The sequence below is a fragment of the Kribbella italica genome, assembly GCF_014205135.1.
GTDB lineage: Bacteria > Actinomycetota > Actinomycetes > Propionibacteriales > Kribbellaceae > Kribbella > Kribbella italica.
This window is the reverse complement of record NZ_JACHMY010000001.1, coordinates 1,164,894-1,187,996: the sequence shown is the minus strand read 5'-3', so window position 1 is coordinate 1,187,996 and position 23,103 is coordinate 1,164,894. Positions and strand designations below refer to the sequence as shown.

The 23,103-nt window shown below is 69.4% G+C and carries 25 protein-coding genes and 1 pseudogene; 4 read left to right on the top strand and 22 right to left on the bottom strand.

Annotated features, from left to right (window positions below):
- Window positions 1-16 precede the first annotated feature (16 nt).
- The 6 genes from HDA39_RS05580 to HDA39_RS05555 all read right to left on the bottom strand — a co-directional run bounded on the left by HDA39_RS05580 (window position 17) and on the right by HDA39_RS05555 (window position 8,934).
- Entirely contained in the window at window positions 17-1,612 is a 1,596-nt protein-coding gene (locus HDA39_RS05580) for a peptide ABC transporter substrate-binding protein (RefSeq protein ID WP_337925638.1), read from the bottom strand.
- Between the two features lie 249 nt (window positions 1,613-1,861).
- Window positions 1,862-3,610, bottom strand: a complete 1,749-nt coding sequence (locus HDA39_RS05575; RefSeq protein ID WP_184794164.1) for an ATP-binding cassette domain-containing protein — start codon at window positions 3,608-3,610, stop codon at window positions 1,862-1,864.
- 142 nt (window positions 3,611-3,752) lie between these two features.
- Window positions 3,753-5,066: an insulinase family protein gene (locus tag HDA39_RS05570; RefSeq protein ID WP_184794163.1), complete on the bottom strand. Its 1,314-nt coding sequence runs from the start codon at window positions 5,064-5,066 to the stop codon at window positions 3,753-3,755.
- Entirely contained in the window at window positions 5,063-7,297 is a 2,235-nt protein-coding gene (locus HDA39_RS05565; RefSeq protein ID WP_184794162.1) for a polyribonucleotide nucleotidyltransferase, read from the bottom strand. Before HDA39_RS05565 ends, HDA39_RS05570 begins: the two co-directional genes overlap by 4 nt.
- Window positions 7,298-7,568: 271 nt before the next feature.
- Window positions 7,569-7,841 (bottom strand): 30S ribosomal protein S15, encoded by a 273-nt coding sequence (gene rpsO / locus HDA39_RS05560; RefSeq protein ID WP_012920573.1) that lies wholly within the window; start codon window positions 7,839-7,841, stop codon window positions 7,569-7,571.
- Between the two features lie 121 nt (window positions 7,842-7,962).
- Window positions 7,963-8,934, bottom strand: coding sequence for a bifunctional riboflavin kinase/FAD synthetase (locus HDA39_RS05555; protein ID WP_184794161.1), 972 nt, complete (start codon window positions 8,932-8,934; stop codon window positions 7,963-7,965).
- A 116-nt stretch (window positions 8,935-9,050) separates the two neighbouring features.
- Between HDA39_RS05555 and HDA39_RS05550 the strand changes: the two genes are divergently transcribed.
- Complete coding sequence (locus HDA39_RS05550; protein WP_184794160.1) at window positions 9,051-10,094, top strand: GDSL-type esterase/lipase family protein; 1,044 nt, start codon at window positions 9,051-9,053, stop codon at window positions 10,092-10,094.
- 97 nt (window positions 10,095-10,191) lie between these two features.
- On the top strand, window positions 10,192-10,878 hold the full coding sequence (locus HDA39_RS05545; RefSeq protein WP_184794159.1) for a DUF998 domain-containing protein: 687 nt from the start codon (window positions 10,192-10,194) through the stop codon (window positions 10,876-10,878).
- Here the strand turns inward: HDA39_RS05545 and HDA39_RS05540 are convergent.
- The 6 genes and pseudogenes from HDA39_RS05540 to HDA39_RS05515 all read right to left on the bottom strand — a co-directional run.
- A pseudogene (locus tag HDA39_RS05540) lies at window positions 10,793-11,533 on the bottom strand (Sir2 family NAD-dependent protein deacetylase); the annotation flags it as partial. The gene HDA39_RS05545 and the pseudogene HDA39_RS05540 sit on opposite strands and share 86 nt — an antisense overlap.
- A gap of 79 nt (window positions 11,534-11,612) precedes the next feature.
- Entirely contained in the window at window positions 11,613-12,260 is a 648-nt protein-coding gene (locus tag HDA39_RS05535) for a recombinase family protein (protein ID WP_184794158.1), read from the bottom strand.
- Window positions 12,257-12,802: a hypothetical protein gene (locus HDA39_RS05530; RefSeq protein WP_184794157.1), complete on the bottom strand. Its 546-nt coding sequence runs from the start codon at window positions 12,800-12,802 to the stop codon at window positions 12,257-12,259. Before HDA39_RS05530 ends, HDA39_RS05535 begins: the two co-directional genes overlap by 4 nt.
- Complete coding sequence (locus tag HDA39_RS05525; protein ID WP_238355981.1) at window positions 12,799-13,038, bottom strand: hypothetical protein; 240 nt, start codon at window positions 13,036-13,038, stop codon at window positions 12,799-12,801. Before HDA39_RS05525 ends, HDA39_RS05530 begins: the two co-directional genes overlap by 4 nt.
- Complete coding sequence (locus HDA39_RS05520) at window positions 13,035-13,385, bottom strand: hypothetical protein (RefSeq protein ID WP_184794155.1); 351 nt, start codon at window positions 13,383-13,385, stop codon at window positions 13,035-13,037. The genes HDA39_RS05525 and HDA39_RS05520 overlap by 4 nt, the downstream gene beginning before the upstream one ends.
- 309 nt (window positions 13,386-13,694) lie before the next feature.
- The gene (locus HDA39_RS05515; RefSeq protein WP_184794154.1) at window positions 13,695-13,910 is read right to left on the bottom strand and encodes a hypothetical protein; all 216 of its coding nucleotides are present in this window, start codon (window positions 13,908-13,910) and stop codon (window positions 13,695-13,697) included.
- A 92-nt stretch (window positions 13,911-14,002) separates the two neighbouring features.
- On the opposite strand from HDA39_RS05515, the gene HDA39_RS05510 reads away from it, so the two are divergent.
- On the top strand, window positions 14,003-15,142 hold the full coding sequence (locus HDA39_RS05510) for an NsdA family TPR-like regulatory protein (RefSeq protein ID WP_184794153.1): 1,140 nt from the start codon (window positions 14,003-14,005) through the stop codon (window positions 15,140-15,142).
- A 60-nt stretch (window positions 15,143-15,202) separates the two neighbouring features.
- Here the strand turns inward: HDA39_RS05510 and HDA39_RS05505 are convergent, their stop codons facing one another.
- From HDA39_RS05505 to HDA39_RS05470, 8 genes are all read right to left on the bottom strand, one after another.
- Window positions 15,203-15,778 (bottom strand): hypothetical protein, encoded by a 576-nt coding sequence (locus HDA39_RS05505; RefSeq protein ID WP_184794152.1) that lies wholly within the window; start codon window positions 15,776-15,778, stop codon window positions 15,203-15,205.
- A 157-nt stretch (window positions 15,779-15,935) separates the two neighbouring features.
- Entirely contained in the window at window positions 15,936-16,598 is a 663-nt protein-coding gene (locus tag HDA39_RS05500) for a hypothetical protein (protein WP_184794151.1), read from the bottom strand.
- A complete protein-coding gene (locus HDA39_RS05495; protein WP_184794150.1) occupies window positions 16,595-16,891 on the bottom strand; it encodes a hypothetical protein in 297 nt (98 codons plus the stop codon). The genes HDA39_RS05500 and HDA39_RS05495 overlap by 4 nt, the downstream gene beginning before the upstream one ends.
- A 327-nt stretch (window positions 16,892-17,218) precedes the next feature.
- Window positions 17,219-18,016 (bottom strand): helix-turn-helix domain-containing protein, encoded by a 798-nt coding sequence (locus HDA39_RS05490; RefSeq protein ID WP_184794149.1) that lies wholly within the window; start codon window positions 18,014-18,016, stop codon window positions 17,219-17,221.
- A gap of 78 nt (window positions 18,017-18,094) precedes the next feature.
- A complete protein-coding gene (locus tag HDA39_RS05485) occupies window positions 18,095-18,406 on the bottom strand; it encodes a helix-turn-helix domain-containing protein (RefSeq protein WP_184794148.1) in 312 nt (103 codons plus the stop codon).
- Between the two features lie 118 nt (window positions 18,407-18,524).
- Window positions 18,525-20,078 (bottom strand): recombinase family protein, encoded by a 1,554-nt coding sequence (locus HDA39_RS05480; RefSeq protein ID WP_184794147.1) that lies wholly within the window; start codon window positions 20,076-20,078, stop codon window positions 18,525-18,527.
- Between the two features lie 215 nt (window positions 20,079-20,293).
- Window positions 20,294-20,911: a transcriptional regulator gene (locus HDA39_RS05475; RefSeq protein ID WP_184794146.1), complete on the bottom strand. Its 618-nt coding sequence runs from the start codon at window positions 20,909-20,911 to the stop codon at window positions 20,294-20,296.
- On the bottom strand, window positions 20,908-21,285 hold the full coding sequence (locus tag HDA39_RS05470) for a DNA-binding protein (RefSeq protein ID WP_184794145.1): 378 nt from the start codon (window positions 21,283-21,285) through the stop codon (window positions 20,908-20,910). The genes HDA39_RS05475 and HDA39_RS05470 overlap by 4 nt, the downstream gene beginning before the upstream one ends.
- A 40-nt stretch (window positions 21,286-21,325) precedes the next feature.
- Here HDA39_RS05470 and HDA39_RS05465 point away from each other — a divergent pair, with 40 nt between their 5' ends.
- Entirely contained in the window at window positions 21,326-21,640 is a 315-nt protein-coding gene (locus HDA39_RS05465; protein WP_184794144.1) for a PEP-utilizing enzyme, read from the top strand.
- A gap of 87 nt (window positions 21,641-21,727) precedes the next feature.
- On the opposite strand, the gene truB is transcribed toward HDA39_RS05465, so the two are convergent.
- Together truB and rbfA are read right to left on the bottom strand one after the other, a co-directional pair.
- Window positions 21,728-22,630, bottom strand: coding sequence for a tRNA pseudouridine(55) synthase TruB (gene truB / locus HDA39_RS05460; protein ID WP_184794143.1), 903 nt, complete (start codon window positions 22,628-22,630; stop codon window positions 21,728-21,730).
- Complete coding sequence (gene rbfA, locus HDA39_RS05455; protein WP_184794142.1) at window positions 22,614-23,048, bottom strand: 30S ribosome-binding factor RbfA; 435 nt, start codon at window positions 23,046-23,048, stop codon at window positions 22,614-22,616. Before rbfA ends, truB begins: the two co-directional genes overlap by 17 nt.
- Window positions 23,049-23,103: the final 55 nt, after the last annotated feature.

Below are 23,103 nucleotides of genomic sequence, written 5' to 3'. Positions count from 1 at the left end.
CGGAGTACGAACCGGATCATTGGAACGTCGAGTAGAGCGCCTGGACTCCGGTGTACTTCGACACCCGGGGCTCGATCTTGGCCGAGTGCAGGTAGGCGTTCTGCTTGGCGTACAAGGGAATCAGCGGCATGTCCTCGAGGGCGATGTCCTCGGCCTGCTGGTACAGCTTGATCGCCTTGTCCTGGTCCGGCTCGGCGTCGCCCTTGGCCAGGATCTGGTCGAGCGCGGGGTTGGTGTAGCCGGAGAAGTTCGCGTCGCCGGAGGACTTGAACATCGGCGTCAGGTAGTCCTCGATCGACGGGTAGTCGTGACCCCACCCGGAGAACCGCAGGCCGTCGAGCTTGCGGGTGTCCGCGAGTTCGGTGATCTCGGATCCCTGCTTGCCGGTGTACTTGACCTCCAGCCCGAGGTTCTGGCGCAGCATGTTGCCGATCGCCTCGGCGAAGACCTGCCCGGTGGCCGAGGTGGTGCTGTAGCTGATGTTCACCGCGCCGGAGAACCCGCCGGCCTCTTGGAGCAGGGTCTTGGCTTTGGCCGCGTCGAAATCACAGTACTTGCAGGCGTTCTCGCGGTACCCGCTGATGTCCGGCGCGATCAGGCCACTGGCCGGAGTGGCCAGGCCGACCAGGTTCGACAGCGACTTGCGGTCGATCGCCATCGAGAACGCGTGCCGCAGCTTGGGATTCTTGTACCGGGCGTCCCAGGCCGGCAGGGTCAGGTAGTTCGCCCCCGAGCTCTCCGAGGTCACCCACTGATCGGGCGCGTCGGTCTTGAACGACTGGATCTTGGTGGACGGGACGTCGACGAAGTCGACCGTGCCGGCCAGGAACTCGTTGTACGCCGTGTCGGCGTTCGAGATGAAGCGGTAGGTGAGCGCGTCGGCCTCGGGGGCGTTCGGGCCCTTGTAGCCGTCCCACTTGACCAGCTTGATGTCGTCGCCGGGGTTCCAGGTGCCGTCCAGCTTGAACGGGCCGTTGCCGATCGGCTTGCGCTTGTACGCGTCGGGGTCCTTGCGGACCTCCTCCGGCAGCGGCGCCAGGCCGAGGTACTGCAGGGTCAGGCCGAACTGGGAGAACGGCACCTTGAGCTTCACCGAGAAGGTCAGGTCGTCGAGCTGCTTCAGGCCGCTGAGCGCCTTGACCGAGGTCGGCTTCGGCGTGGCGCCGTCCGGCGTCGGCGGGTTCAGCGCCTCGTAGCCCTCGACCTTGGAGAAGAACCCGTTGTTCTTCCACGCGGTCGAGCCCTGGGCGGTCAGGTTCCAGCTGTCGACGTAGTCCTTGGCGGTCAGCTTCTGGCCGTTCTGGAACGTGTTGCCCGGCTTCAGCTTGATCGTCCAGGTCTGGCTGGTCTTGTCCGGTGTGACCGAGTCGGCCAGCACGTTGACCGTCTTGCCCGTGCCCGGATCGGTCGCCACCAGTGGCGCGAACATCGCCTGCGCGATCTGGATCCCGGGGCTGCCGTTCTCGTTCAGCGGGTTGATGTACTCCAGCGGGTCGGCGGCGATCGCGATCACCGCACTCTTCGCGCCACCTCCCGCGCCGCCGTCCCCACTGCCGCTGTTGCCGTCACCGCAGGCGCCGAGCACCAGGGCGAGCCCCAGCGTGACCCCCACAACACCAGTCGTACGTCGCACGGTCGAACCAACTTCCTCGGCGGAGGGCCGCTAGGGCGGGCGGAATGTGGTCGCCATGTTGGCTGGTCGTTACTGCGCATGTCAACGTTGTCAGCAACAAAAACGGCTGACGTAACAAGGAAGTTACTCGGAGACACGGTCAGTGAAGACCTCAGAGCACCCGGCCACTTCACAGGCCTCCGCCTCGACCATAGCCCGCCCACCGACCCGAAGTCATCAGATGACAGCTCACTTTTTCATCTGGTCCCGAAACATCTCCGCGAACCGTCCGCCGTCCGCTGCGAGCAGTTCGTCGTACCGGCCCTCCTGGACCACGACGCCCTCGTCGAGCACGTAGATCCGGTCCAGCTCCCGCAGCGTCCAGGCCCGGTGCGACACCACGACGGTGATCCGCTCGTGCCGGGTCCGGCGCAGTTCGGAGAAGATCTCCCGCTCCGCCTCGGCGTCGATCGCCGAGGTCGGTTCGTCGAGGATCCAGACGCCGGCGCCGCGCAGGTAGATCCGGGCCAGCGCGAGGCGCTGCCACTGGCCGCCGGAGACTCCCGTTCCGCCCCACTGCTGACCGAGCTGGGTGCCGAGGCCGTCCGGCATCCGTCCGGTGAAGGTCTGCGCCTCGGCCGACTCCAGCGCACGTCGTACGGCGTCGTCGGTGACCGGGCCCGGCGCACCGAGCGCGACGATGTCCCGCAGGCCGAACTCGAACTTGCCGAACTCCTGCACCAGCAGGCCGAAGTGGCCGAGCCGCTCCGGCTCGGTCAGGGCGGCGGCGTCGCGGCCGTCGAGCAGCACGCGGCCGGTGGACGGCGTCAGCATCCCGACGAGCGTGTTGACCGCGGTCGTCTTCCCGGCGCCGTTGACGCCGACCAGCGCGATCATCTCGCCGCGCTCCGCCCGGATCGAGACGTCGCGCAGCGCCGGCCGATCGGCGCCGGGATAGGTGAAGCTCACGCTGTCGAGCTCGAGCGATCCGACGTCGCGGACCACGAGCTGCGGTGCGGCCGGCGGGACCGAGGCGACGAACCGCCGGTAGATCCGCGCCTGCGGGGACGCCGTGATGATCGTGCCGAACGCGTACCCACACAGGCGGATCGCGTTCAGGCCGGAGATCGTGCCGGCCACCGCGGCCGCGGTGCCGGCTCCTGATGCTCCACCCCGCACGAGTGCGACCAGCGCTCCGCCGAAGAGCGCAGCGGTCGCCAGAGCCGCCGCGAACTCCCACAGCATCGCCGAGCCGATCATCCGGTCCAGAACCTTGGTCGCCTCGGTCCGTCGCCCGGCGATCAACTCCGCGACTTTCCCGCCCGTGCCCAGCACCGCCAGTTCGGTCCCTGGGCGTTGCTGGACGAGTTGCTCGGTCGCGTACGCCGCCCGCCGGTCGGCAGTGGCGACCAGCGGCCACCCGCGGGCCTCCATCCGTGAGATACCGGTGAACGCGAGCACGGTCGGCACCAGCGCGGCGAGAACCAGAAGACCGGACACCGGGTTGATCTCCCACACCACGGCGCACAGCACCACCGAGGTCACACCGGCCCCGAGCACCTGCAAGGTCCTGCCCGCCACCACGTCCATCACGGCGGTGGCCGCCTGGCTGGCTTCCAGGTCCGTCGTCACATCGGCCCGGGCCAACCGGCTCGGCGCCAGCCGAGCGGCTGCGTGCGCGAGATCCACGCGGTACCGCAGCCGGAGCCGCAGAGCCATGCGCTGTGTCGCCGCCAGCCCGATTTGCCCGAGCGGGTACATCGCGCCGACCACCGCCGTCAGGCCCAGCAACGGCCCCCACGACGGCTGGCCGGCCGACAGACTGTCGACCAGTCGCTCGAGGAACACCACCTGCGCCGCGGGCAGCGCGGCCTGCGCGAGCAGCAGCGCCGCCGACACGGCCAGCCAGCCGCGCGCCCAGCGGGCGGCGTCCTCGAGTGATTCAGCAGCAGTACGAGCAGAGTCCCGGAGGGCTTCACGGGTCGACAGTCCGGACATGCAGGTCCTCTTTCATCGCAGGCCGAAGTCCCAGCCGGCTCAGCCGGCGGGACACGAAGGCCGCTAAGTGCGATGTGATTCTGTTCAGCGAATCCAGAGGCAGATAACGAGTGACGTATCGCTGGGAGCGACGATACGCCACTCAGAGGTCGAACTGGTGGGTGTCCTCGTCGAACGGGCCCATCACGGTGAGGGCCGGCGTCCCGGCGTACAGCTCGGTGGCGAGCTGGTGGACGTCGTCCAGGGTGACCGCGTCGATGCGGTCGAGGATCTCGTCGACGGTCGGCAGTTCGCCGTACACGAGCTCGGCCTTGGCGATCCGGGTCATCTTGGCCCCGGTGTCCTCCATGCCCATCACGACCGAGCCACGCATCTGGCCCTTGCCGCGGAGCAGCTCGTCGGGCGTGATGCCCCCGGCCGCGAGCGTGCTCAGCTCGGACCGGACGACCTCCAGCACCTCCGGCGCCTTCTTCGGCAGGCAGCCCGCGTAGACCCCGACCATGCCGGTGTCCGCGTACGCCGAACCGAAGGTGAACACCGAGTAGGCCAGGCCGCGCTTCTCGCGGACCTCCTGGAACAACCGCGACGACATCCCGCCGCCGACGATCCCGTGCAGTACGCCGGCGACGTACCGCCGCTCGTCGTTGCGCACGAGCCCCGGCATGCCGAGCACCAGGTGCGCCTGCTCGACGTCGCGGTGGTGGACCTGCACTCCCCCGTACGTCGGGAGGCGGCGCCCCGATCCCTTGCGCACCGGTGCGGGCTCGGCCTCGCCGGTCGCCCAGTGCCGCTCGAACGCCTTGCGGACCAGGCGAACGACGTCGGCGTGCTCCACGTTGCCGGCCACCGAGACGACGATGTTCTCCGGGCGGTAGCGGCGCCGGTACCAGCCGATCACCTGACGGCGGGTCAGCCCGGCGACCGACTCCGGCGTACCGGTGATGGAGCGGCCGAGCGGCGTCGGGCCCCACAGCTGCTCGGCGAACAGGTCGTGGATGTGGTCGGAGGTCTCGTCGGCGTGCATCGCGATCTCTTCGTCGATCACGTCCCGCTCGGACTCGACGTCGGCCGGCGTCAGCGTCGCCGAGGTGATCATGTCGCAGATCACGTCGACGGCCAGCGGGAGGTCGGAGTCCAGCACCCGCGCGTAGTAGCAGGTGTACTCCTTGCCGGTGAAGGCGTTCATCTCCCCACCGACGGCGTCCAGCGACGCGGAGATCTCCAGCGCGTCACGGCGCTCGGTGCCCTTGAACAGCAGGTGCTCGAGGAAGTGCGTGGCGCCGGACAGCTGCACCGGTTCGTCGCGCGAACCGACCCCGACCCACACGCCGAAGGTGACCGAGCGGAAGCCCGGTACGGACTGGGAGAGCACGCGGAGCCCGGAGGGCAGGACGGTCCGTTTGACGGGACCGCCCTGCTCCGGGCTCAGCAACGTGCTGGTGGTAGCTCGACTCACTCGGCGGCAGCGACCTCTGCGTCGTCGGCCTTCTCGTCAGCCTTGTCGCCCTCTTCGCCCTCGATGACGGGGATCAGCGACAGCTTGCCCCGGTCGTCGATCTCGGCGATCTCGACCTGCAGCTTCTGGCCGACGGACAGCAGGTCCTCGACCGCCTCGACGCGCTTGCCACCGGCCAGCGGGCGCAGCTTCGAGATGTGCAGCAGACCGTCCTTGCCCGGCAGCAGGCTGATGAACGCCCCGAAGTTGGTCGTCTTCACGACCGTGCCCAGGTAGCGCTCGCCCTTCTCCGGCATGGTCGGGTTGGCGATCGCGTTGATCATCGCGCGCGCCGCGTCGGCCGAGGGGCCGTCCGTCGCACCGATGTACACCGTGCCGTCGTCCTCGATGGAGATGTCGGCACCGGTCTCGTCGGTGATCTGGTTGATCATCTTGCCCTTCGGGCCGATGACCTCCCCGATCTTGTCGACAGGGACCTTCACCGAGATGACCCGCGGCGCGAACTCGCTCATCTCACCCGGCGCGTCGATGGCCTTCGACATCACGTCCAGGATGGTCAGGCGGGCTTCCTTGGCCTGGGTCAGCGCACCGGCCAGGACGCTGGCCGGGATGCCGTCCAGCTTGGTGTCCAGCTGCAGGGCGGTGACGAAGTCCTTCGTGCCGGCGACCTTGAAGTCCATGTCGCCGAACGCGTCCTCCGCGCCCAGGATGTCGGTCAGCGCGACGTACTCGGTCTCGCCGTTGACCTCACCGGAGATGAGGCCCATCGCGATGCCCGCGACCGGCGCCTTCAGCGGCACACCGGCCGACAGCAGCGACAGCGTCGAGGCGCAGACCGAACCCATCGAGGTGGAGCCGTTCGAGCCGAGCGCCTCGGAGACCTGGCGCAGCGCGTACGGGAAGTCCTCGCGCGACGGCAGCACCGGCACGAGGGCGCGCTCGGCGAGCGCACCGTGACCGATCTCGCGACGCTTGGGCGAACCCACCCGGCCGGTCTCACCGGTCGAGTACGGCGGGAAGTTGTAGTTGTGCATGTAGCGCTTGCGCGTCTCCGGCGACAGCGTGTCCAGCTGCTGCTCCATCCGGAGCATGTTCAGCGTGGTGACACCCATGATCTGGGTCTCGCCGCGCTCGAAGATCGCTGAGCCGTGCACCCGCGGCAGCACCTTGACCTGCGCCTTGAGCGGGCGGATGTCGGCCAGACCGCGACCGTCCATCCGGATCTTCTCGGTCAGCACGCGGTTGCGGACGAGCTTCTTGGTCAGCGAGCGGAAGGCCGCGGACAGCTCCTTCTCACGTCCCTCGAAGGACTCGGCCAGCTTGGCGACCACGGCGGCCTTGACGGCGTCGGTGGCGTCGTCGCGGTCGTGCTTGCCGGTGATCGCGAGGGCCTGGGTCAGCTCCTCGGTCGCCTCGGCCTCGACGGCGGCGAACGCGTCGTCCTGGTAGTCCGGGAAGACCGGGAACTCACCGGTCGGCTTGGACGCGGCGGCGGCCAGCGCGGCCTGCGCCTCGACCAGCGTCTTGATGAAGCCCTTCGAGGCCTCGAGGCCCTCGGCCACGATCTCCTCGGTCGGCGCCTGCTTGCCGGCGGCAACGGCGTCGAAGGTGCCCGGCGTGGACTCGGCCTCGACCATCATGATCGCGACGTCACCGGTGTCGGTGACGCGACCGGCGACCACCATGTCGAAGACGGCGTCCTCGAGCTCGGTGTGCGTCGGGAACGCGACCCACTGCTTGTCGATCAGCGCGACGCGGGTGGCGCCGATCGGGCCCGAGAACGGCAGCCCGGCGATCTGGGTGGACATCGACGCGGCGTTGATCGCCAGGACGTCGTACAGCTTGTCCGGGTTCAGCGCCAGGACGGTGATGACGACCTGGATCTCGTTACGCAGGCCGGAGACGAACGACGGCCGCAGCGGGCGGTCGATCAGCCGGCAGGTCAGGATGGCTTCCTCGGAGGGGCGACCCTCGCGACGGAAGAACGAGCCCGGGATGCGGCCGGCGGCGTACATCCGCTCCTCGACGTCCACCGTCAGCGGGAAGAAGTCGAACTGGTCCTTGGGCTTCTTGCTGGCCGTGGTGGCCGAGAGCACCATCGTGTCGCCGTCGAGGTAGGCGGCGGCCGAGCCGGCCGCCTGCTGGGCCAGACGGCCCGTCTCGAAGCGGATGGTGCGGGTGCCGAAGCTGCCGTTGTCGATCACGGCTTCGGCGTACTGTGCGCCCTCCATGGGCGCGTTGGTGGATCCCGACACGGGATACCCCTCTCTCACTCTGAGACGACGTGAGGCGCGGGCTCCGGGGGTGTGCCGGTCTTCGATCGAGGCCCGCGGGACGGTCCGTCCCGAAGGCCACTACCGAGGACCGGTCGTCGTCCCGGTACGCGGGTCGCGTCGTCTCGTTGTCGTTTTAGCTATTCAGTTTGTTCCATGCCCTTTCGAACACTTGGGCACGGATACGCGAGAAGCGGCCACCGGGGTGCGGTGGCCGCTTCTCACGACGTCATCGGCGCAGACCCAGCCGCTCGATCAGGGACCGGTAGCGGTTGATGTCCTTCTTCGCCAGGTAGTTCAGCAGCCGGCGGCGCTGACCGACCAGGAGCAGCAGGCCACGACGGCTGTGGTGGTCGTGCTTGTGCTCCTTCAGGTGCTCGGTCAGGTCGGCGATGCGGTGCGTGAGCAGCGCGACCTGGACCTCGGGGGAACCGGTGTCGCCCTCGGTCAGGGCGTACTCGCCGATGATCTTCTTCTTCGCCTCAGGATTGGCAGACGACACTATTGATCCTCTCGATGTCCGTTGCGCGGCGCACCGGGGCTTTTGTCACCCGGGCACTCTCGATCCGCGGCCGTTCAGACGGCAGCAGCCAGGGTATCAGCCTGTGGACAGGCCGCCCTAATCACCCTGGGGTGTCCCCCGTCAGCAGGCGCCGCGCCTGGTCGACGTCGGTCTTCATCTGGACCAGCAGCGCCTCGATCGTGTCGAAGCGGATCTGCGAGCCACGCAGCCGGGCCACGAAGTCCACCGCGACCCGCGAGCCGTACAGCTCCAGGTCGTCGCGGTCCAGCACGTACGACTCGACCCGGCGGTCGATCCCGTCGAACGTCGGGTTGCTGCCGACGCTGATCGCGGCCGGGAAGGCATCGCCGTACGCCGGAGCGCCGGGCGCCGGCTCGAGCACGCGCAGCCATCCGGCGTACACGCCGTCGAGCGGGATCGCGGACCCGGACTCGGCCGGGATGTTCGCGGTCGGGTAGCCGAGCTCGCGGCCGCGCTTGTCGCCCTCGACCACCGTGCCGACGACCCGCAACGGGCGGCCCAGCGCGACCGCGACCTTCTCGACGTCGCCGGCCGCGATCAGCTCCCGGACGTACGTCGACGACCAGGGCTGGCCCTCACCGCGCAGCGCGAGGCCCTCGACCTCGAACCCGGCCGCGGCCCCCGCCTCGACCAGGGTGTCGACGTGCCCGGCCGCCTTGTGGCCGAACCGGAAGTTCTCGCCGACGACGACGGCCTGGACGTGCAGGGTGCCGACCAGGACGCGGTCGATGAACTCCTGGGGCGACCAGTTCGACGTCTCCTTGTCGAACGGCAGGATGAGCACCGCGTCGGCCCCGGCGTCGCCGAGCAGCTTGGCCCGCTCCTCCGGCTCGCTGATCGTCGCGGGCGCCTTGTCGGGGCGCAGCACGGCCATCGGGTGCGGGTCGAAGGTGAGCGCGACCACCGGCAGACCACCGAGCTGCTCGGCCCGCGCGCGGGCGTGCGCCAGCACCTCCTGGTGGCCGCGGTGCACGCCGTCGAAGTTGCCGATGGTGACGACCGACGGACCGTAGTCAGGGCCCACTTCGTCCAAACCGTGCCAGACACGCATAGGCAGAAGGATTCCACGAAAGCTCCGGGCCTGTTGCACCAGGTCCCCGGTCACCCCTTGTAATCGGCCGGTGACTCAACTTACTGTGGGCCGCACTGTCACTTCCCGGAGGTCAAGTGAAGCTTTCCCGTGCAGTCGCCGTGTTCACCACGCTGGCCACCCTCGGCGCGGTGTCGGTCACCGGCCCCGCCCAGGCCACCGCGCCGGACCGGTCCCCGGTCACCCCGAAGGCGTCGTACAGCAAGTACGTCGCGCTCGGTGACTCCTACACCTCCGCACCGCTGGTGCCGCTGCCGGAGCTGCTCTCGCTGGGCTGCCTGCGCTCGACCAGCAACTACCCCAAGCTGCTCGCGGGCATGCTGCACATCTACCGCTTCACCGACGTCAGCTGCGGCGGCGCCGACACCACCCACATGACCACGCCGCAGAGCACGCCGCTGGGCGTCGCCGCGCCGCAGTTCGACGCGCTGACACCGGACACCGACCTGGTCACGCTCGGGATCGGCGGCAACGACTTCGGCGTGTTCGGCCGCATCATCGACACCTGCCCGAAGCTGCGCGACAGCGACCCCGCGGGCGCGCCCTGCAAGGAGCGCTTCACCGTCGACGGCGTCGACACCCTGAAGGCCGACATCGCCAAGACCCAGGGCCGGATCACCGAGGTCGCCAAGGCGATCAAGGTGCGCTCGCCGAAGGCGACCGTGGTCCTGATCGGGTACCCGAAGATCGCGCCGGAGAAGGGCACCTGCCCGGACATCCTGCCGTTCGCCGACGGCGACTACGGCTATCTGTACTCGATCGAGCAGGAGCTCAACAAGGCGGTCTCGAACGCCGCGAAGGCGGCCGGGGCGCAGTACCTCGACACCTTCGGGCCGTCGACCGGCCACGACGCCTGCGCCCCCGACGGCCAGGCGTGGATCCAGGGCAAGGACGTCAACCTGCTGCGGGCGTTCAACTACCACCCGCGGTTCGAGGGTCAGGCCGGCGTCGCGTCGCTGACCTACAAGAAGCTGTCCGGCGCACCGGAGACGGTGACGGCGGACGAACAGGCCAGGTTCGCGCGGCAGGCCCGCGAGCTGAGCAGCAAGGCCGCGAAGACCAGCCTGCCGGAGGCCTACCGGGCCCACGTGGACCGCCTACGGACCGGCGCGCAACGCTGACCCTTTCCAATCCGTACGGCGGACGCCGGGCCGGCCCACTTCACGCGTGGACCGGCCCGGCGCTTTTCTGGTCCCCCGTGCGGGGTACGGGGTTCGCATGAGACCTGAGGGATCGCTCCTGGCCGGCCGCGCGATCTGGCTGGTCGTCCCGCCGGCCTACTTCGGCCTGCAGTTGGCCGTCGTCGCCGCCTGGCCCGTGCCGTACGAGTTCCTGCACCACACGGTCAGCGACCTGGGCTGGACGACCTGCACCACCGAGCAGCGGCCGGGCGGAGTCCTTCGGTCGTGCTCGCCCCGCCACGCCTGGTTCAACTCCGGCGGGATCGTGCTCTACCTGCTGCTCGCGCTCGGCGCGGTCCTACTGCGCGGCCTGTCCACCCGCCCGCGCTGGTTCGTCGCGCTCTGGGCCGTGATCGCGGTCTTCGGGATCGCGACCTCGCTGGTCCCGGGGGACGTCTCGATCGAGCTCCACTCGCTGCTCGCCGTACCGCTGTTCCTGGCGACACTCGCCGTGCTGGTCCTCAGCGCGGCGACGATGCGCGGAACCTTCGCGGGCCGTGCCGCGGCCGTCACGGCGGTGATCTCGGTGATCGGGCTGGCCGGGCTGGTCCTGGCGCTCGGCGGCCGGGGGCCGGTCGGGCTGATGGAACGGCTGGCCGCGGAGACGGTCTATCTGTGGGTGTTCACCGTCGCCGTCGTCAGCCGAGGGCGGTCGTCAGCTCGGTCAGCGCCTCACCCAGTGGAAGGTCGATCCGGTGGGTCGCGAGCGGGTCTCCCCTGGTGATGCCGTGGTTGATGATCAGCACCGCCTTGCCGGCCTTCGCGGCGTACCGGACGAAGCGGAAGCCTGACATCACGGTCAGGGACGAGCCCAGGACCAGCATCGACGCGGCCTCGTCGATCAGCCGGTAGCAGCGGTCGACGCGCGGTTTCGGCACGTTCTCGCCGAAGAAGACCACGTCCGGCTTGAGCAGCGGCGACCCACAGGCGCGGCACGCCACCAGGCCGAACTCGCGGACCGTCTCCTCGGGCAGGTCGACGTCACCGTCCGGATTGATCCGCAGGGCCTCTCCCTCGAAGTCCGGGTTGGCGACGCGGAACCGGCGGTCGAGCTCCTCGCGCGGGCTGGTGTCGCCGCAGGCCAGGCAGATCACGCGATCCAGGTTCCCGTGCAGCTCGATCACGTCGCGCGCGCCGGCCGCCTGGTGCAGGCCGTCGACGTTCTGCGTGATCACGCCGCTCAGGTAGCCGCGCGCCTGCAGGGTCGCGACGGCGCGGTGGCCGTCGTTGGGGTCGGCCCGCGCGATGGTCCGCCAGCCGAGGTGGCTCCGCGCCCAGTACCGCTGCCGTCCCGCCTCGCTGCCGACGAAGTCGCCGTACGTCATCGGGGTGTGCGTCCGCAGACTCCCGGTCGCGCCCCGGTAGTCCGGGATCCCCGACTCGGTTGAGAGAGCCCTCGATGCCCAGAGTTCTCAGGGCCGCCCGCCTGCAGTGTGGGAGGGGTAGCTGTACGCGCCGTCACAGCAGGCCCGCCAACCGGTCGTTGGCCCGGGCCTGCAGCACGCTCCGGATCGTAGACGCGTACCAGGTCGCGCACCCGGTCGACGTTGGCACCTGCTCGGCGGTCAGCAACTCCGCGATCGCTGTCATCGCCCGGCCCGAGCAGTGCAGCGCCTCGATCCGCTCCTGGACCTCGACCGGGAGGCGTGACCGGCTGCCGAACCGCTTCCCGTTCGCCTTCATCGCCGCCATCGCGTCCCGGGTGCGGTCACCGATCAACCGCCGCTCCATCCGCGCGAAGCCCGCAAGGATCGTCGCGACGAACTCGCCCTGCGGTGTCGAGAGATCGAGGCCCAGGTCCAGCGCGATGATCGACCAGCCCTCACGCTGCGACCGCTCCATCAGGGTCGCGAAGTCGACCAGCGACCGGCTCACCCGGTCGACCTTGCTGGTCACCAGCACGTCCCCGCGCGCGATCTCCGACAGCAGCCGCGTCATGTCCGGCCGCTCCAGGTCCTTGCCGGACTCGCCGCCGTCCACGTACCACTCGACCTCGCCCCAGTCCCGGTACGCCGCCTCGCGGGTGATCGCGTCCCGCTGCGCTGCCAGGCCCGCGCCTGAGTCGGCCTGCTCGACCGTCGACACCCTCGTGTACGCCCGGATCATGAGTGACCGCCGCGGGGATGGTGCTGGTCGGCGCCGGACGCCCCGGAGACGGTCGAACCGGCGTCGCCGGGGATGGCGGTGTGTCCCGGCACGGGGAAGTCCAGAACGCTCGCGTTGTCTTCCAGTCCGCTGACGCCCAGCTCCGGCACCGTCAGCCCGTGATGCTCGCCGAACCACGCCGCAGCCCAGCGCCGGTGACAGGTCGAGACCCACTCCGCGACGGTGACTCCGCGCCCGGCCGGGGGACGGGTGCACCAGCACAGCAGCACCAACGGCCGCCCGGGGTACGCCGTACTGAGCTGGTCCAATCGGGTCTCGATCACCGCTGCCTGCTGGTGCAGCCTGCTCCAGTACGCGGCGCGCTGTTCATCGATCGGCCGGTCGTCCATCTTCCCGAAGATCCCGAACGGCGCGAGCGCACCGATCCACGCGATGTCGGGGTACGCCGGGTGCGGGCCGACGCTGGTCCGGACCGGCACGCCCATGCCGGGCTCGTACTCCGCGTAGGAGCAGGTCGCGAGCCTCCAACCGCCGGGGATCATCGGTTCTGCTCCGGGTCGTCGTGACGCTCCCAGGCAGTGCCGTCGTCCGGCAGCTCGATAACCGCGTCTGCGAACTCGATCCATCCGCGCCTGTCCTTGCGGACCTCGCGCGGCTCAGGCTCCGGCTCCAGCAACTGCCGGATCGCGTGCACCACGTAGTCCGCGTTGTACGGGCCCGCCATGATCTCGCGGATCGCCTGCATCAGCTCTTCGTCGCTGCGGGCCGGGGCCATCACTGGTCGCTCCCGATCCGGATGCCACGCTGTGCGGCGAGCCGACGCCCGCAGGCCATCGCGGTCTTCTCGTTCTCGTGCAGGTACCTCGTGTGCGGGCACTCCAGCAGCTCGGTGCTCTCGCTGCCGTCGGCGTTCGTCGTCAGGACCCGCACGACCGGCCTGTAGTACGGCACCGGCACCGACTCGCTGTCGACCAGCGCGTACGGCTGCGGAAGCTCCTTCGGCTCGGTCTTCGGTGCCGCTGCGGGCACCTTCGGGTTCGGCACCTGCGGGTTCGGGTTCGCCGGTGCCGCCTCGGTCGCTGCCTTGCTGGCGGTGGTCCGGGGTTTGCGTAGGCTGTTGCTCATGGTCTCGGTCCTCTCTGAAGGTCCGTGATCTAGGCCCTCGGCCGGTGCTCGAACACCGCCGGGGGCCGCTCTAATCGCCCGTATTCGGGCAATTTGTGCTACATCAAAATTCTATGTCACCGCACTTCCGCTAGCCATTGTTGGCGTCCTTTATCGCGCGGTTTCGACATGTATTTCTGACCGTTTTCCACTCACTAATTCGCGGAACGCGCAGCGACCCCGATCCCCTCGTCAGGGTCCGGGGCCGGGACAGTTAGTGGAAGGCGGGGCGGGCGCGGATGCAGGGGTCGGCACGCACGCCCCGCCGATCTAGAGGCCGTTGTCCAGCCACTCCGCGCCAGTGTCGTCGCGGTGCTCGCCGACGTGACGGCCAACGACGCAGCGGTGCCGGTTGGCCGGGTTCACCGAATCGCACGCCTGGTGCAGGATCGGCCAGCCGTGGGCGTCGCGCTCCAGCTCGGGCGAGTCTTCGTCCGGCCGCCCGACCCACTCGACGCCTGTCCGCTGCCCCGTGTCTGCTCTCATGCCTGAAGCTTGTGGCTCACCGTGCGCGAGCGGTACTACCGCCGTGGTGACTACGCTGGACAGTCACCAGTCACCACGAGAGGTCACCAGCCGTGTTCGAGTTCGGCGTGCGTGCCCGCGAGTTGCTGCACGTTCGCGGCCTGTCCCTCCGGGCTGCCGCGCGCTCTCTGTACGTCGACCACGCCTACCTGTCGCGGGTCCTGTCCGGTCGACAGAAGCCGTCAGCGGACCTTGTCGAGCGCCTGGACGAACTCCTGCGCGCGGACGGTGTGCTGCTCGCCCTGATGCCTGACCCGGAGCCAGCCGACGAGGTCGAGCGGATCTCCGGTGCTCTCGGCAACCGGTACCGCCCCGACGACGCCGTAGCCGACTGGGTGGCCCGCTGCCTGGTTGAACACCGCCTGGTCGAGGACCGGATCGGGGGCGCCGCGATCCTGCCGGTGGTCAAGGCTCAGCTCGCCACCGTCGACCAGCTGCGCGGCGACGCCGACGGGCACGTACGGGACCGGCTGCTCCAGCTCGGCTCGGAGTACGGCCAGTTTCTCGGCTGGGTCTACGAAGATGCCCGCGACTTCACCAACGCCACCCGCTGGTACGACCTCACCGGCGAACTGGCGATCGAGGCAGGCAATCCGAACATGGCCGCAACGGTCCGGTCGATGAAGGCGCACGCCGCGTGGCTCCAGAACGACGGCTTCCGCACCGTCCGGCTGGCCGAAGCGGCGCTCTGGCACGACGGCCGCGTCGCCCCGGGGGTCGATGCGCTCAGCCTCGCCCAACTCGCCCGCGGACACGCGATGCAGAACGACCCCGACGCCGCGCACCGGGCCCTCGACCGGGCACGCGAACGCTGGGACGCCTCAGCCGCCGACCCCGACAGCGAACCACCCTGGGTCTACTTCTCCGGCCCGACCTGGTACCTACACCAGCAGGCTCTCGTTGAGATCGAGCTGGGCCGAGGTGATGCAGCGGTGAGTCTCCTGGACGACGCGGTGAAGGCGCTGCCCGAGAGCTATCACCGCGACCGGGTCCGGTTCCTTGCGTTCAAGGCGCGCGCCCTGGTGCTCACCGGCGAGCTGGCTGCTGCCGCTGACCTGGCCGAAGGGCTCGCACCCGACGCTGTCGCTCTGAACGGGTCCGCGGTGCACGACCTCCGTGGGGTCGCCACAACGATCAGCGGCCAGCTCCCGGTACGAGGCAGAGAACTGGCCGCCGTGCTGAAGGCTGGCTGAGCCGACTTACTCAGCAGACGGTCACTGAGAGTGCCTACCGTGAGGGGTGGGTAGCTGTACCTACTCCTCCGGATCGATCGCCCGCGGCACACCGGCGTGCAGCAGGCGCGCCAGAGCCGCTTCCTGCTCCGGCGGTAGCCCGAACACATCGGCCAGGCTCTCCGCCGGGCCCTGCTGCGGCCGGTCGCCCTCCGACGTACCGGGCAGATCGGAGCCGTTCGCGGCCCGCTCCACTCGAACCGCAGACTCAAACCAGCGCGCGGCTTCGGAAGACGACAACCCGCTCGGGCTCTGGGTCATCAGCCACTCGACCACCTTCGACTGCGCGAGCCGCGCCATCCGCCGATGCCTGTCGTGCATCTCGCGTCGGAACCGCACCTGATCCTTCAGGTCGGCTTCAGCCATGAACAGGTCGTACTCGTACGCCCGGTATCCCCACGACCACTCGGCGGACCACCGGAACGCGGAGCCGCCCTGATCGCTCACCTTCCGCTCGGTGCTGTCGCGGAACTTCACGAACGCCGCGTACGCCCGGCTCGACTCTCCAGGCTGCCGGTCGAACGGCCGCTGATCGGCATTCAGATGGCGAGCGTTCTTGCCCGTCGGTTCGGTGCTCTCCGCACTGCCTGACGTCACGGGTTCCTCCAGGTTCAGGGGGCGAAGGCTGGGTTGTGGCTGGGACCGGCTGGACGGGCCGCATTCGGCCAATCAGGGGTCGACGGGGAGTGGGGTGGGTGGAGCAGCCGGGCGCCCGCGGAGCGGTGGCAGACGCGGACGCCCGGCACGCAGCGCGTCAGCGTGTCAAGCCGCCGACGCGTTGCGGTTCAGGTGGGAGCGGGGGCTCCCATGCGGTGGCCGTCGAGCCTCCCCAGCTCCCCGTCTGGCCGAGCTTCCTCTCCGGCTGGACAGCGAGCAGGTCCCGGCCGGACACAGCGGCATCGACCAGACCCGCCACGTCCACGCTCCGGATCGGCTCCAGCTCCCGGCGCCCCTTCCGCGGGTCCTTGGCATCCAACTCGTTCTGAGCGGTCGCCATGGTGTGCACCGCGACCTGCAGCGACCGCACCTCGGTCAGGATCCGCGACAGGGCCTCCACGTGCTCGCGGACCGTCGAGATCGCGTCGTCGTACCGTGCCCGGGCCACCTGGACCAGCTCTTCCCGCAGCGCCGCCACCGTCCGGAAACGCTCCATGTCCAGCATCGCCCGCTCCGTGCGGAACCGGTCGAGCCGGGCGTCACAATCCTCCGTCGGCGAATCGGCCGGCCGCTGGCCCTCGAACCGGCGACCAGACTGCACCGCGGCTTCCTTCGCGGCCTCGTACGCCTCGACCTCCTGCCGGTGAGCCTCGACCTCGTGTGCCATCCACTCCCGGTACGCAGCCTCGGCCGCGTCGATCTTGGCGCGCCGTTCCTCGATCTCCACGACCGCGGGGTGCTCATCGATCAGCGTCTTCACTCCGCCAACCCCGCCTTCCGGAGCGCGCGGTCGACGGCCTTGTCGACCAGCGCGTCGACATCGATCTCGTCCTCCGCGGTCTGCTCGCTCGCTCCTTCGATCTTGGGTCCACCGGTGATGTGGTCGATGCGGGCGCGGTCCAACTCGTCGCCCCGCAGCCGGTACGCCGCCAACCGCCCGCGGTCCATCGGTGTCAGCTTCCGGCGGCCGCCCTCCATCGTCGCGATGAACGCCCGCTCGTCCTCCGTCAGCTGTCGGCCGCCGAAGCTCCGCACGTCTGGGGTGTAGACCATCTGCCCGCTCCTTACTCGTAGTTGATGCGGCCTCGAACAGCCGCTCTCGTCGTTGCGTCTGGCATCGGCTTGACCTGGCTTCTGGCCACAGATCCGGCGATCATCACGCCCGCCAGCCGTCCTCCGGTTACTCGGTTGCTCAGGTCGTACGTCACGCACCCAGTCCCATCGCTCGTTGTGTCCGGCCGCGGTGATACCGCGACAGCGCTTCGATTCGCCGACAGGCCCGGCAGCGCCGCCACGAGTGGTCCGGCCCCTCGAACCGGAGGTTCCGGCCGCTGAGGCAATGTCCATGGCCGCAGTGCTGGTGCGCGTGCTCGGCAGCCATCACGACGCCACCGCCAACGACCTCTTCGCCTGTTCGATCGCTGCGCGCACACGACCAGCCATCATCGGGCCGGGCTTCGGGACATGGTCGGGTGTGTTCCAGTCCTCCAGCAGGTACAGCGCCAGCTCTCTCACGTCCACTGGCTCCGTGGCCAGCAACACGTACAGGCCCACCTTCTCCGCCCGCGTCAGCTTCACACCTGCCCGCGCGCATGCTGTCTCGACGCCTTCGACGGCGTCGGTCCCGATCGTGCTCTCCGCGCGTTCGCGCTCGTGCCGCCGCTCGGCCTCTTCCTCCGTCTCGCTGATCATCAGCGACTCGGCCGTCGGCGTCTCCTGCTTCGTCGGCTTGCCCTTGCGTCGCAGCGCGCTCGGCAACGCCGAGCCATCTGCAGCGCGAGCTGCAGCCGTAGTTACTGGTTCTCGTTCCCGTGGTTCTCGTTCGTCGGTCCCTGTGACTGAGGGGGTCGGTCCCTGTGACCGGGGGGCTCGCAGTCCCGCGCCGTACAGGTCGAGCCGGTAGCGGTTCGACGTCTGCGCGCCGTTCTCGCGGCTGCGGGACTGCCACACCACCAACCCCAACTCCTGCAGCCGCTTCAGAGCGCGCTGGACGGTCGACACCGAACATCCGGCCTCCTCCGCGATCGTTGCGTGCGACGGGAACGATCCGCCCTCGGCGTCCGTCCGCCATGACAGCGCCACGTACACGGCGATCTCGTTCGCCTTCAACTTGCCCCGGAGGTGACGCGGGACGATTCCAAACCCCGCGCTGTCCGTGGTCCCTGCTACCTTGGTCATCGACTGCTCCTTCGTGTCCGCGCTGGTCGGTCATCAGGACCCCGGCTCCACCCGAGCCGGGGTTCTTCACGTCTCGGGTCAGGACGCCATCTGCTCCGATCGGTCGCGGAACAACTCGTCCTCGGGCAGTTCCAGGAACGCCGACATCCGCCGCTTGAACTTCGGGCCCGGCACCATGCGGCCGTTCAACACGGCGCCGACGTAGTTCCGGTCGTAGTCGGTCTGGGCGGCTGCGTGCCGGATTGTGATGCCGCGCAGAACCAGAACGGCCTTCGCGGGCTGGACGCCTCGCGGTGTTGCGATCACTTCCACCACCTCCATAGCGGGTACTTCTTCTCCGAGTCGCCTTCGCGAGCCGGGTTTTTCCTCCGCCAGGGGGTTGTGCTGCATTGCCTATCTTAGCCGCAGAAGCCGTCTGGGGCGCAGTTTGCGTCTGACACAAACCGGCCCGGATCCCTTGCGACTGAAGGGATCCGGGCCAGCCAGTGTCAAGAGTTGGCGTCGCGTTTCACGCCTCCACGGTGGCCCGCCAACGCAGCCGATTCACGTCACGCCACACGATCTTGACGGACGACTCGTCGAACCGGTTACCGCGCATCTTCGTCGGGTGGATCACGATCCGCTGGACGTACATCCGGATCGCTGACCGCTGCTCCTCGATCGCCTGCGACTTGTTCGGGTCGTCGTTCGGCAGCAGCGACGCCGACTCGGCGAGCATCTCGGACATGTCGAAGCTGGCCCACCGGACACCGGTCTCGAACTCCAGCATGTCCAGGCGCTCGGCCTTCAGCGTCTGCAACTGCGCATCGAGGGTGGCCGTCATCCGGGCCAGCCGTGCAGCGTCGCCGCCGTGCTGGAGGAACTGATCCTCCAGGTTGCTCAGCTGCCGCTCGACGCGCTCGATCTCAACGGACAGGTCGGCGCGCTCGGCCCGCTCCCACGATGTCACCTCGATCGGGTTCTCGTCAGCGCGCTTGATCACCGCCGCCAAGACGATCCGGTCCACGTGGTCACGGTTCCGCGACACGTGCCCGCGGTGCCGGTACGCGTACGCCCCGCCCGTCTGCTGATCGGGCAGCAACCGTTGACCACACCCCTCAAACCCGCAGCGGAGAAGCGTCCCGGACAGCAGGTGGCGCCGCTCCCCCGTCCACGCATCCGAAACCTGCCGACGGGCCGCGATCGCAGCCTGCAGCCGGTCGAAGACGTCCGGCTCCAGGATCGGTTCCCACTGCGCCTTGACCGGCTGCCCATCCGGGCCGAGCACCACCTTGCCGCGGTGCTCCACCCGCCCAGCGTGCCGCTCGTTCGACAGCACATCCGACAGCTTCCGCACGTCCCACGGAATCACCGGCGGCAACTGCAGCGGCCCCGCGTCCGGGTCGGACTTCCGCTGTTCGGCCAACTCCTGCTCGGCTTTTCGGAGCCGGTCGGTCCACCCCGCCGTCCGGATACCTCGGCGGTTCAGGTCTTTGGCCACCGACGTCAGCGACTCGCCGTCGATGAGCCGTGCCGCAGCATCCCGGATGATCTCCGCCTCTTCCAAGACGTGCTGAGTCCTGGTCGAGTCCCACCCGAACGGTCGCGACCCGCCGTTCGCATTCCGGCCAGCGTTCACCGACTGCAGCGCCTTCCGCTCCAACCGATCCCGCAGGTTCTCAATCTCGATCGCCGCCAGCACGCCCCACAACATCGCGTTCGACCGGCCGGTCGGCGTCGTCAGGTCCAGCTCGCCGGACACCGTCGTCACCAGCACGTTCCGCCGCTTCGCCACGTCCCACAGCCGCACCATGTCATCCAGACGACGCATCAACCGGTCGACCTTGAACGCGAGGACCGCCTGCACCTGCCCTGACTCCATGCCCTTCAGCAGCCGCTCGAACAGCGGACGCGGGCTCTTCACGGCAGAGACATCGTTCTCGTTCAGGATCCACGCGTCGTCGATCTCCCAGCCCTTCGCGGCCGCCATGTCCCGGCACGCCTGAAGCTGCCGCGCGACTCCCAGTCCTTCACCCTGGCTGTCGCGCGAGATCCGCACGTACACCGCCGCTTTGATCGGCACCCTGACCACCTCCCCCGGCCGCCGACTGCGGCTCTCTACCTAGTGTGGGGGGTCCGGCTTCTCTTAGTCGAGATCCCCGCGCCGGACAGCACGACCGCCCCGCCCGCGGCCACCGCGTCGATCACCGGCGCGAGGTCCGCCGTACCGGGTGCAAGCGCCAGCACCTCAGGACCAGGGGTCCAGCTCAACGTAGGTCGGGAACGCACCCCTCCAGCCTACTGACCGCGCTCGACCCCAAGCGTGGCGATCAGGTCCTCGTGCAGCTCGAACCAGACCGTGTGACAGGAGTCCTTGCCCGACCCGTCCACCCACGTGTGGTCGCGTGGCACCCGACCGAGCGCGCCGGCGAAGCGCTGGTCGTACCCACCCATCCGATCCAGTACGCCGGACAACCGCGCAACCAGCTCGTCCAGGCGCAGGCTCAACGCGGTCAGCGTCTTCACGACGCGGGCGTCCCACGCCGGATCGGTGTGGTCGTTGAACGCCATCGGATCGTCCGGCGACGGCCGCAGCTGCCACTCCGTGCACGCCTGCTGGAGCCGCGCGTTGAGCGGCAGGAACTCCTGATAGACCTCACGCAGTACGGCGTCGCCCACTTCCTGGCGCTCGACGGCCAGCCGCCGCTCGTTCTCCGCGCGTCCGGCCGGCGTGAGCGACCAACCGCCCGTCCCGGCGAACTCGCTCCACGTCACCCAGCCGTAGGCCTGGTAGTCGAGCAGGAACTCCCGCGCCACGGCCGGATCGAGCGCGAACCTCGCGGCGATGGTCCGCTCCTCGCCCATCCCCTTCAGCCGTACGGCGTGCAGTACGAGCAGGTCCGGCGACGACTTCATGCGTCGCCCTGACGCGCGGTGAGCCGGTCGAGGCGCTGCTGGCAGGCCTGTGGCGAGTTCAGCCCGAGGGCCTGGGCCATCTGCGCCCAGGTCAGGCCGAGACCGCGGGCCGCGAACAGCAGCCCGGTCTCCAACTGGTCGATCTCCGCCCGGGCCGCCGGCATCAGCTTCAGTGCGGCGAGCGCGTCCTCCTGGTCGGCGCCCTTCCACAGGAAGAACTGGATCAGGTCCACGGCCGACGGCGGCACCGGACCCGGCTGCCACGGGCGCCGGTCGAGCGCGTCGGCACCCAGGTCGAGAAGCTGCTGCCGCGCCTGGCGTTCCCGCTCGGCGTCGGCGTGATCGTTGCTTTGCACCCCCGAACGGTCCATCATCAACAGATCGTTGTCAACATTCTGTTGAAGGAGTGGTGCAGTGCTGCACGGAAGACCCGCCAGCGCCGGTACGGCGTCCGGCCCGGCCCGGATCGTCCGGGGTCCCGAGGACTTCGGCCGCGTCCGCCGCGGCGACGTCCTCGTCTGCCGCTTCACCGACCCGACCTGGACGCCGCTGTTCGGCGTCGTCGCGGCCGTCGTCACCGAGGTCGGCGGTCAGCTGTCCCACGCCGCCATCGTCGCCCGCGAACAGCGGATCCCCGCGGTCCTCGGCGTCACCGATGCGACCAGCGTCCTCACGGACGGATCCCGCACGACCGTCGACGGGACCGCCGGAACCGTCCGCCACGACTGATCCCGTATGCGACGACTGCTCCGTTGTACCGGGGCAGTCGTCGAAATCCGCGTCAGTCGTCGACAACGGAAGCAGCCGGGCGCGAGGTCAGCCGACGAAGACCGCACTCGGCTTGGCGAGCGGGCCGTGCGGCGCGTACAGCGCCAGGAAGGTCCCGTCCGGCGCGAACATCGCCGTCTCGCCCTCGGTCAGCTTCAGACCGGCCAGCGGCCGCCCGGTGCGGATCGCGACCTCTTGGTCGGCGTCCGCGTCGAAGCGCGGGAACGTCTCCGCCGCCACCTCGGCGATCGGCAGCAGCACGAACTTGTCCCCCAGCGCTTCCAGCGTGTGCGCCGCGGACAGGTCGAACCCACCCACCCGCGTACGCCGCAACGCCGTCAGGTGCCCACCGACGCCCAGTTGGGCCCCGAGATCGCGCGCCAGCGCGCGGATGTACGTCCCGCTCGAGCAGTCCACGGAGATGTCGATCTCGAGGCCCTGCTCGACCCGCCGGACCGCCAGGACGTCGTACCGGCTGATCGTGACGCTGCGGGCCTTGAGTTCGATCTCCTCGCCGGCCCGGACCCGCTCGTAGGCGCGTTTGCCGTCGACCTTGATCGCGGACACCTTCGACGGGATCTGCGAGATCTCACCGCGGTAGTCCTCGACCGCCACCGCGATCGCCTCGTCGCTCACCGCGGCCACCGCCTCGGGGGACGCCGTGGTGACTAGCGACCCCTCGGCGTCGTCGGTGGTCGTGGTCGACCCGAGCAGCAGCGTCGCGTCGTACGACTTGTCGGCCAGCTGCAGGTGCCCGAGCAACCGGGTCGCCCGGTTGACCCCGACCACCAGGACCCCGGTGGCCATCGGGTCGAGCGTGCCGGCGTGCCCGACCTTGCGGGTGCCGGCCAGCCGCCGGACGCGGGCGACCACGGTGTGCGAGGTCAGCCCGGCCGGCTTGTCGACGACAACGATGCCGTCGGCAACGATCGGTTCACTCGTCGTCGTCATCGTCCTCGCGGTGCTTGTACGGGTCGGCGTCACCGGCCGGCTTGGCACCCGCGGCGGACTTGGCCACCTCGGCGTCGGCCTGCCGGGCCTTGGCCAGCAGCTCCTCGATCTGGCCGGCGTTCTCCGGGATCGCGTCCAGGAAGAACGCCAGGCTCGGCGTCCGCCGTAGTCCCAGTGCCTTGCCGACCTCGCTGCGGATCAGCCCGCGGGCCGACTCCAGCGCGGCCGCCGTGGACGCCCGCTCCTGCTCGTCGCCGTACACCGTGTAGAAGACGCTGGCCTCGCCGAGGTCGGCGGTCAGCTTGGCGTCCGTCACCGTCACGAAGCCCAGCCGCGGGTCCTTGACCCGGCGCTCGAGCAGTTCCGCGACCAGGACCTGGATCCGGTCGGCCAGCTGCTTCGCCCTTGCTTCACCCATCCGGGCTCACTCCCTCATTCATGCGTAACGTCCGGAGCGGCGGCTGTGACACCGC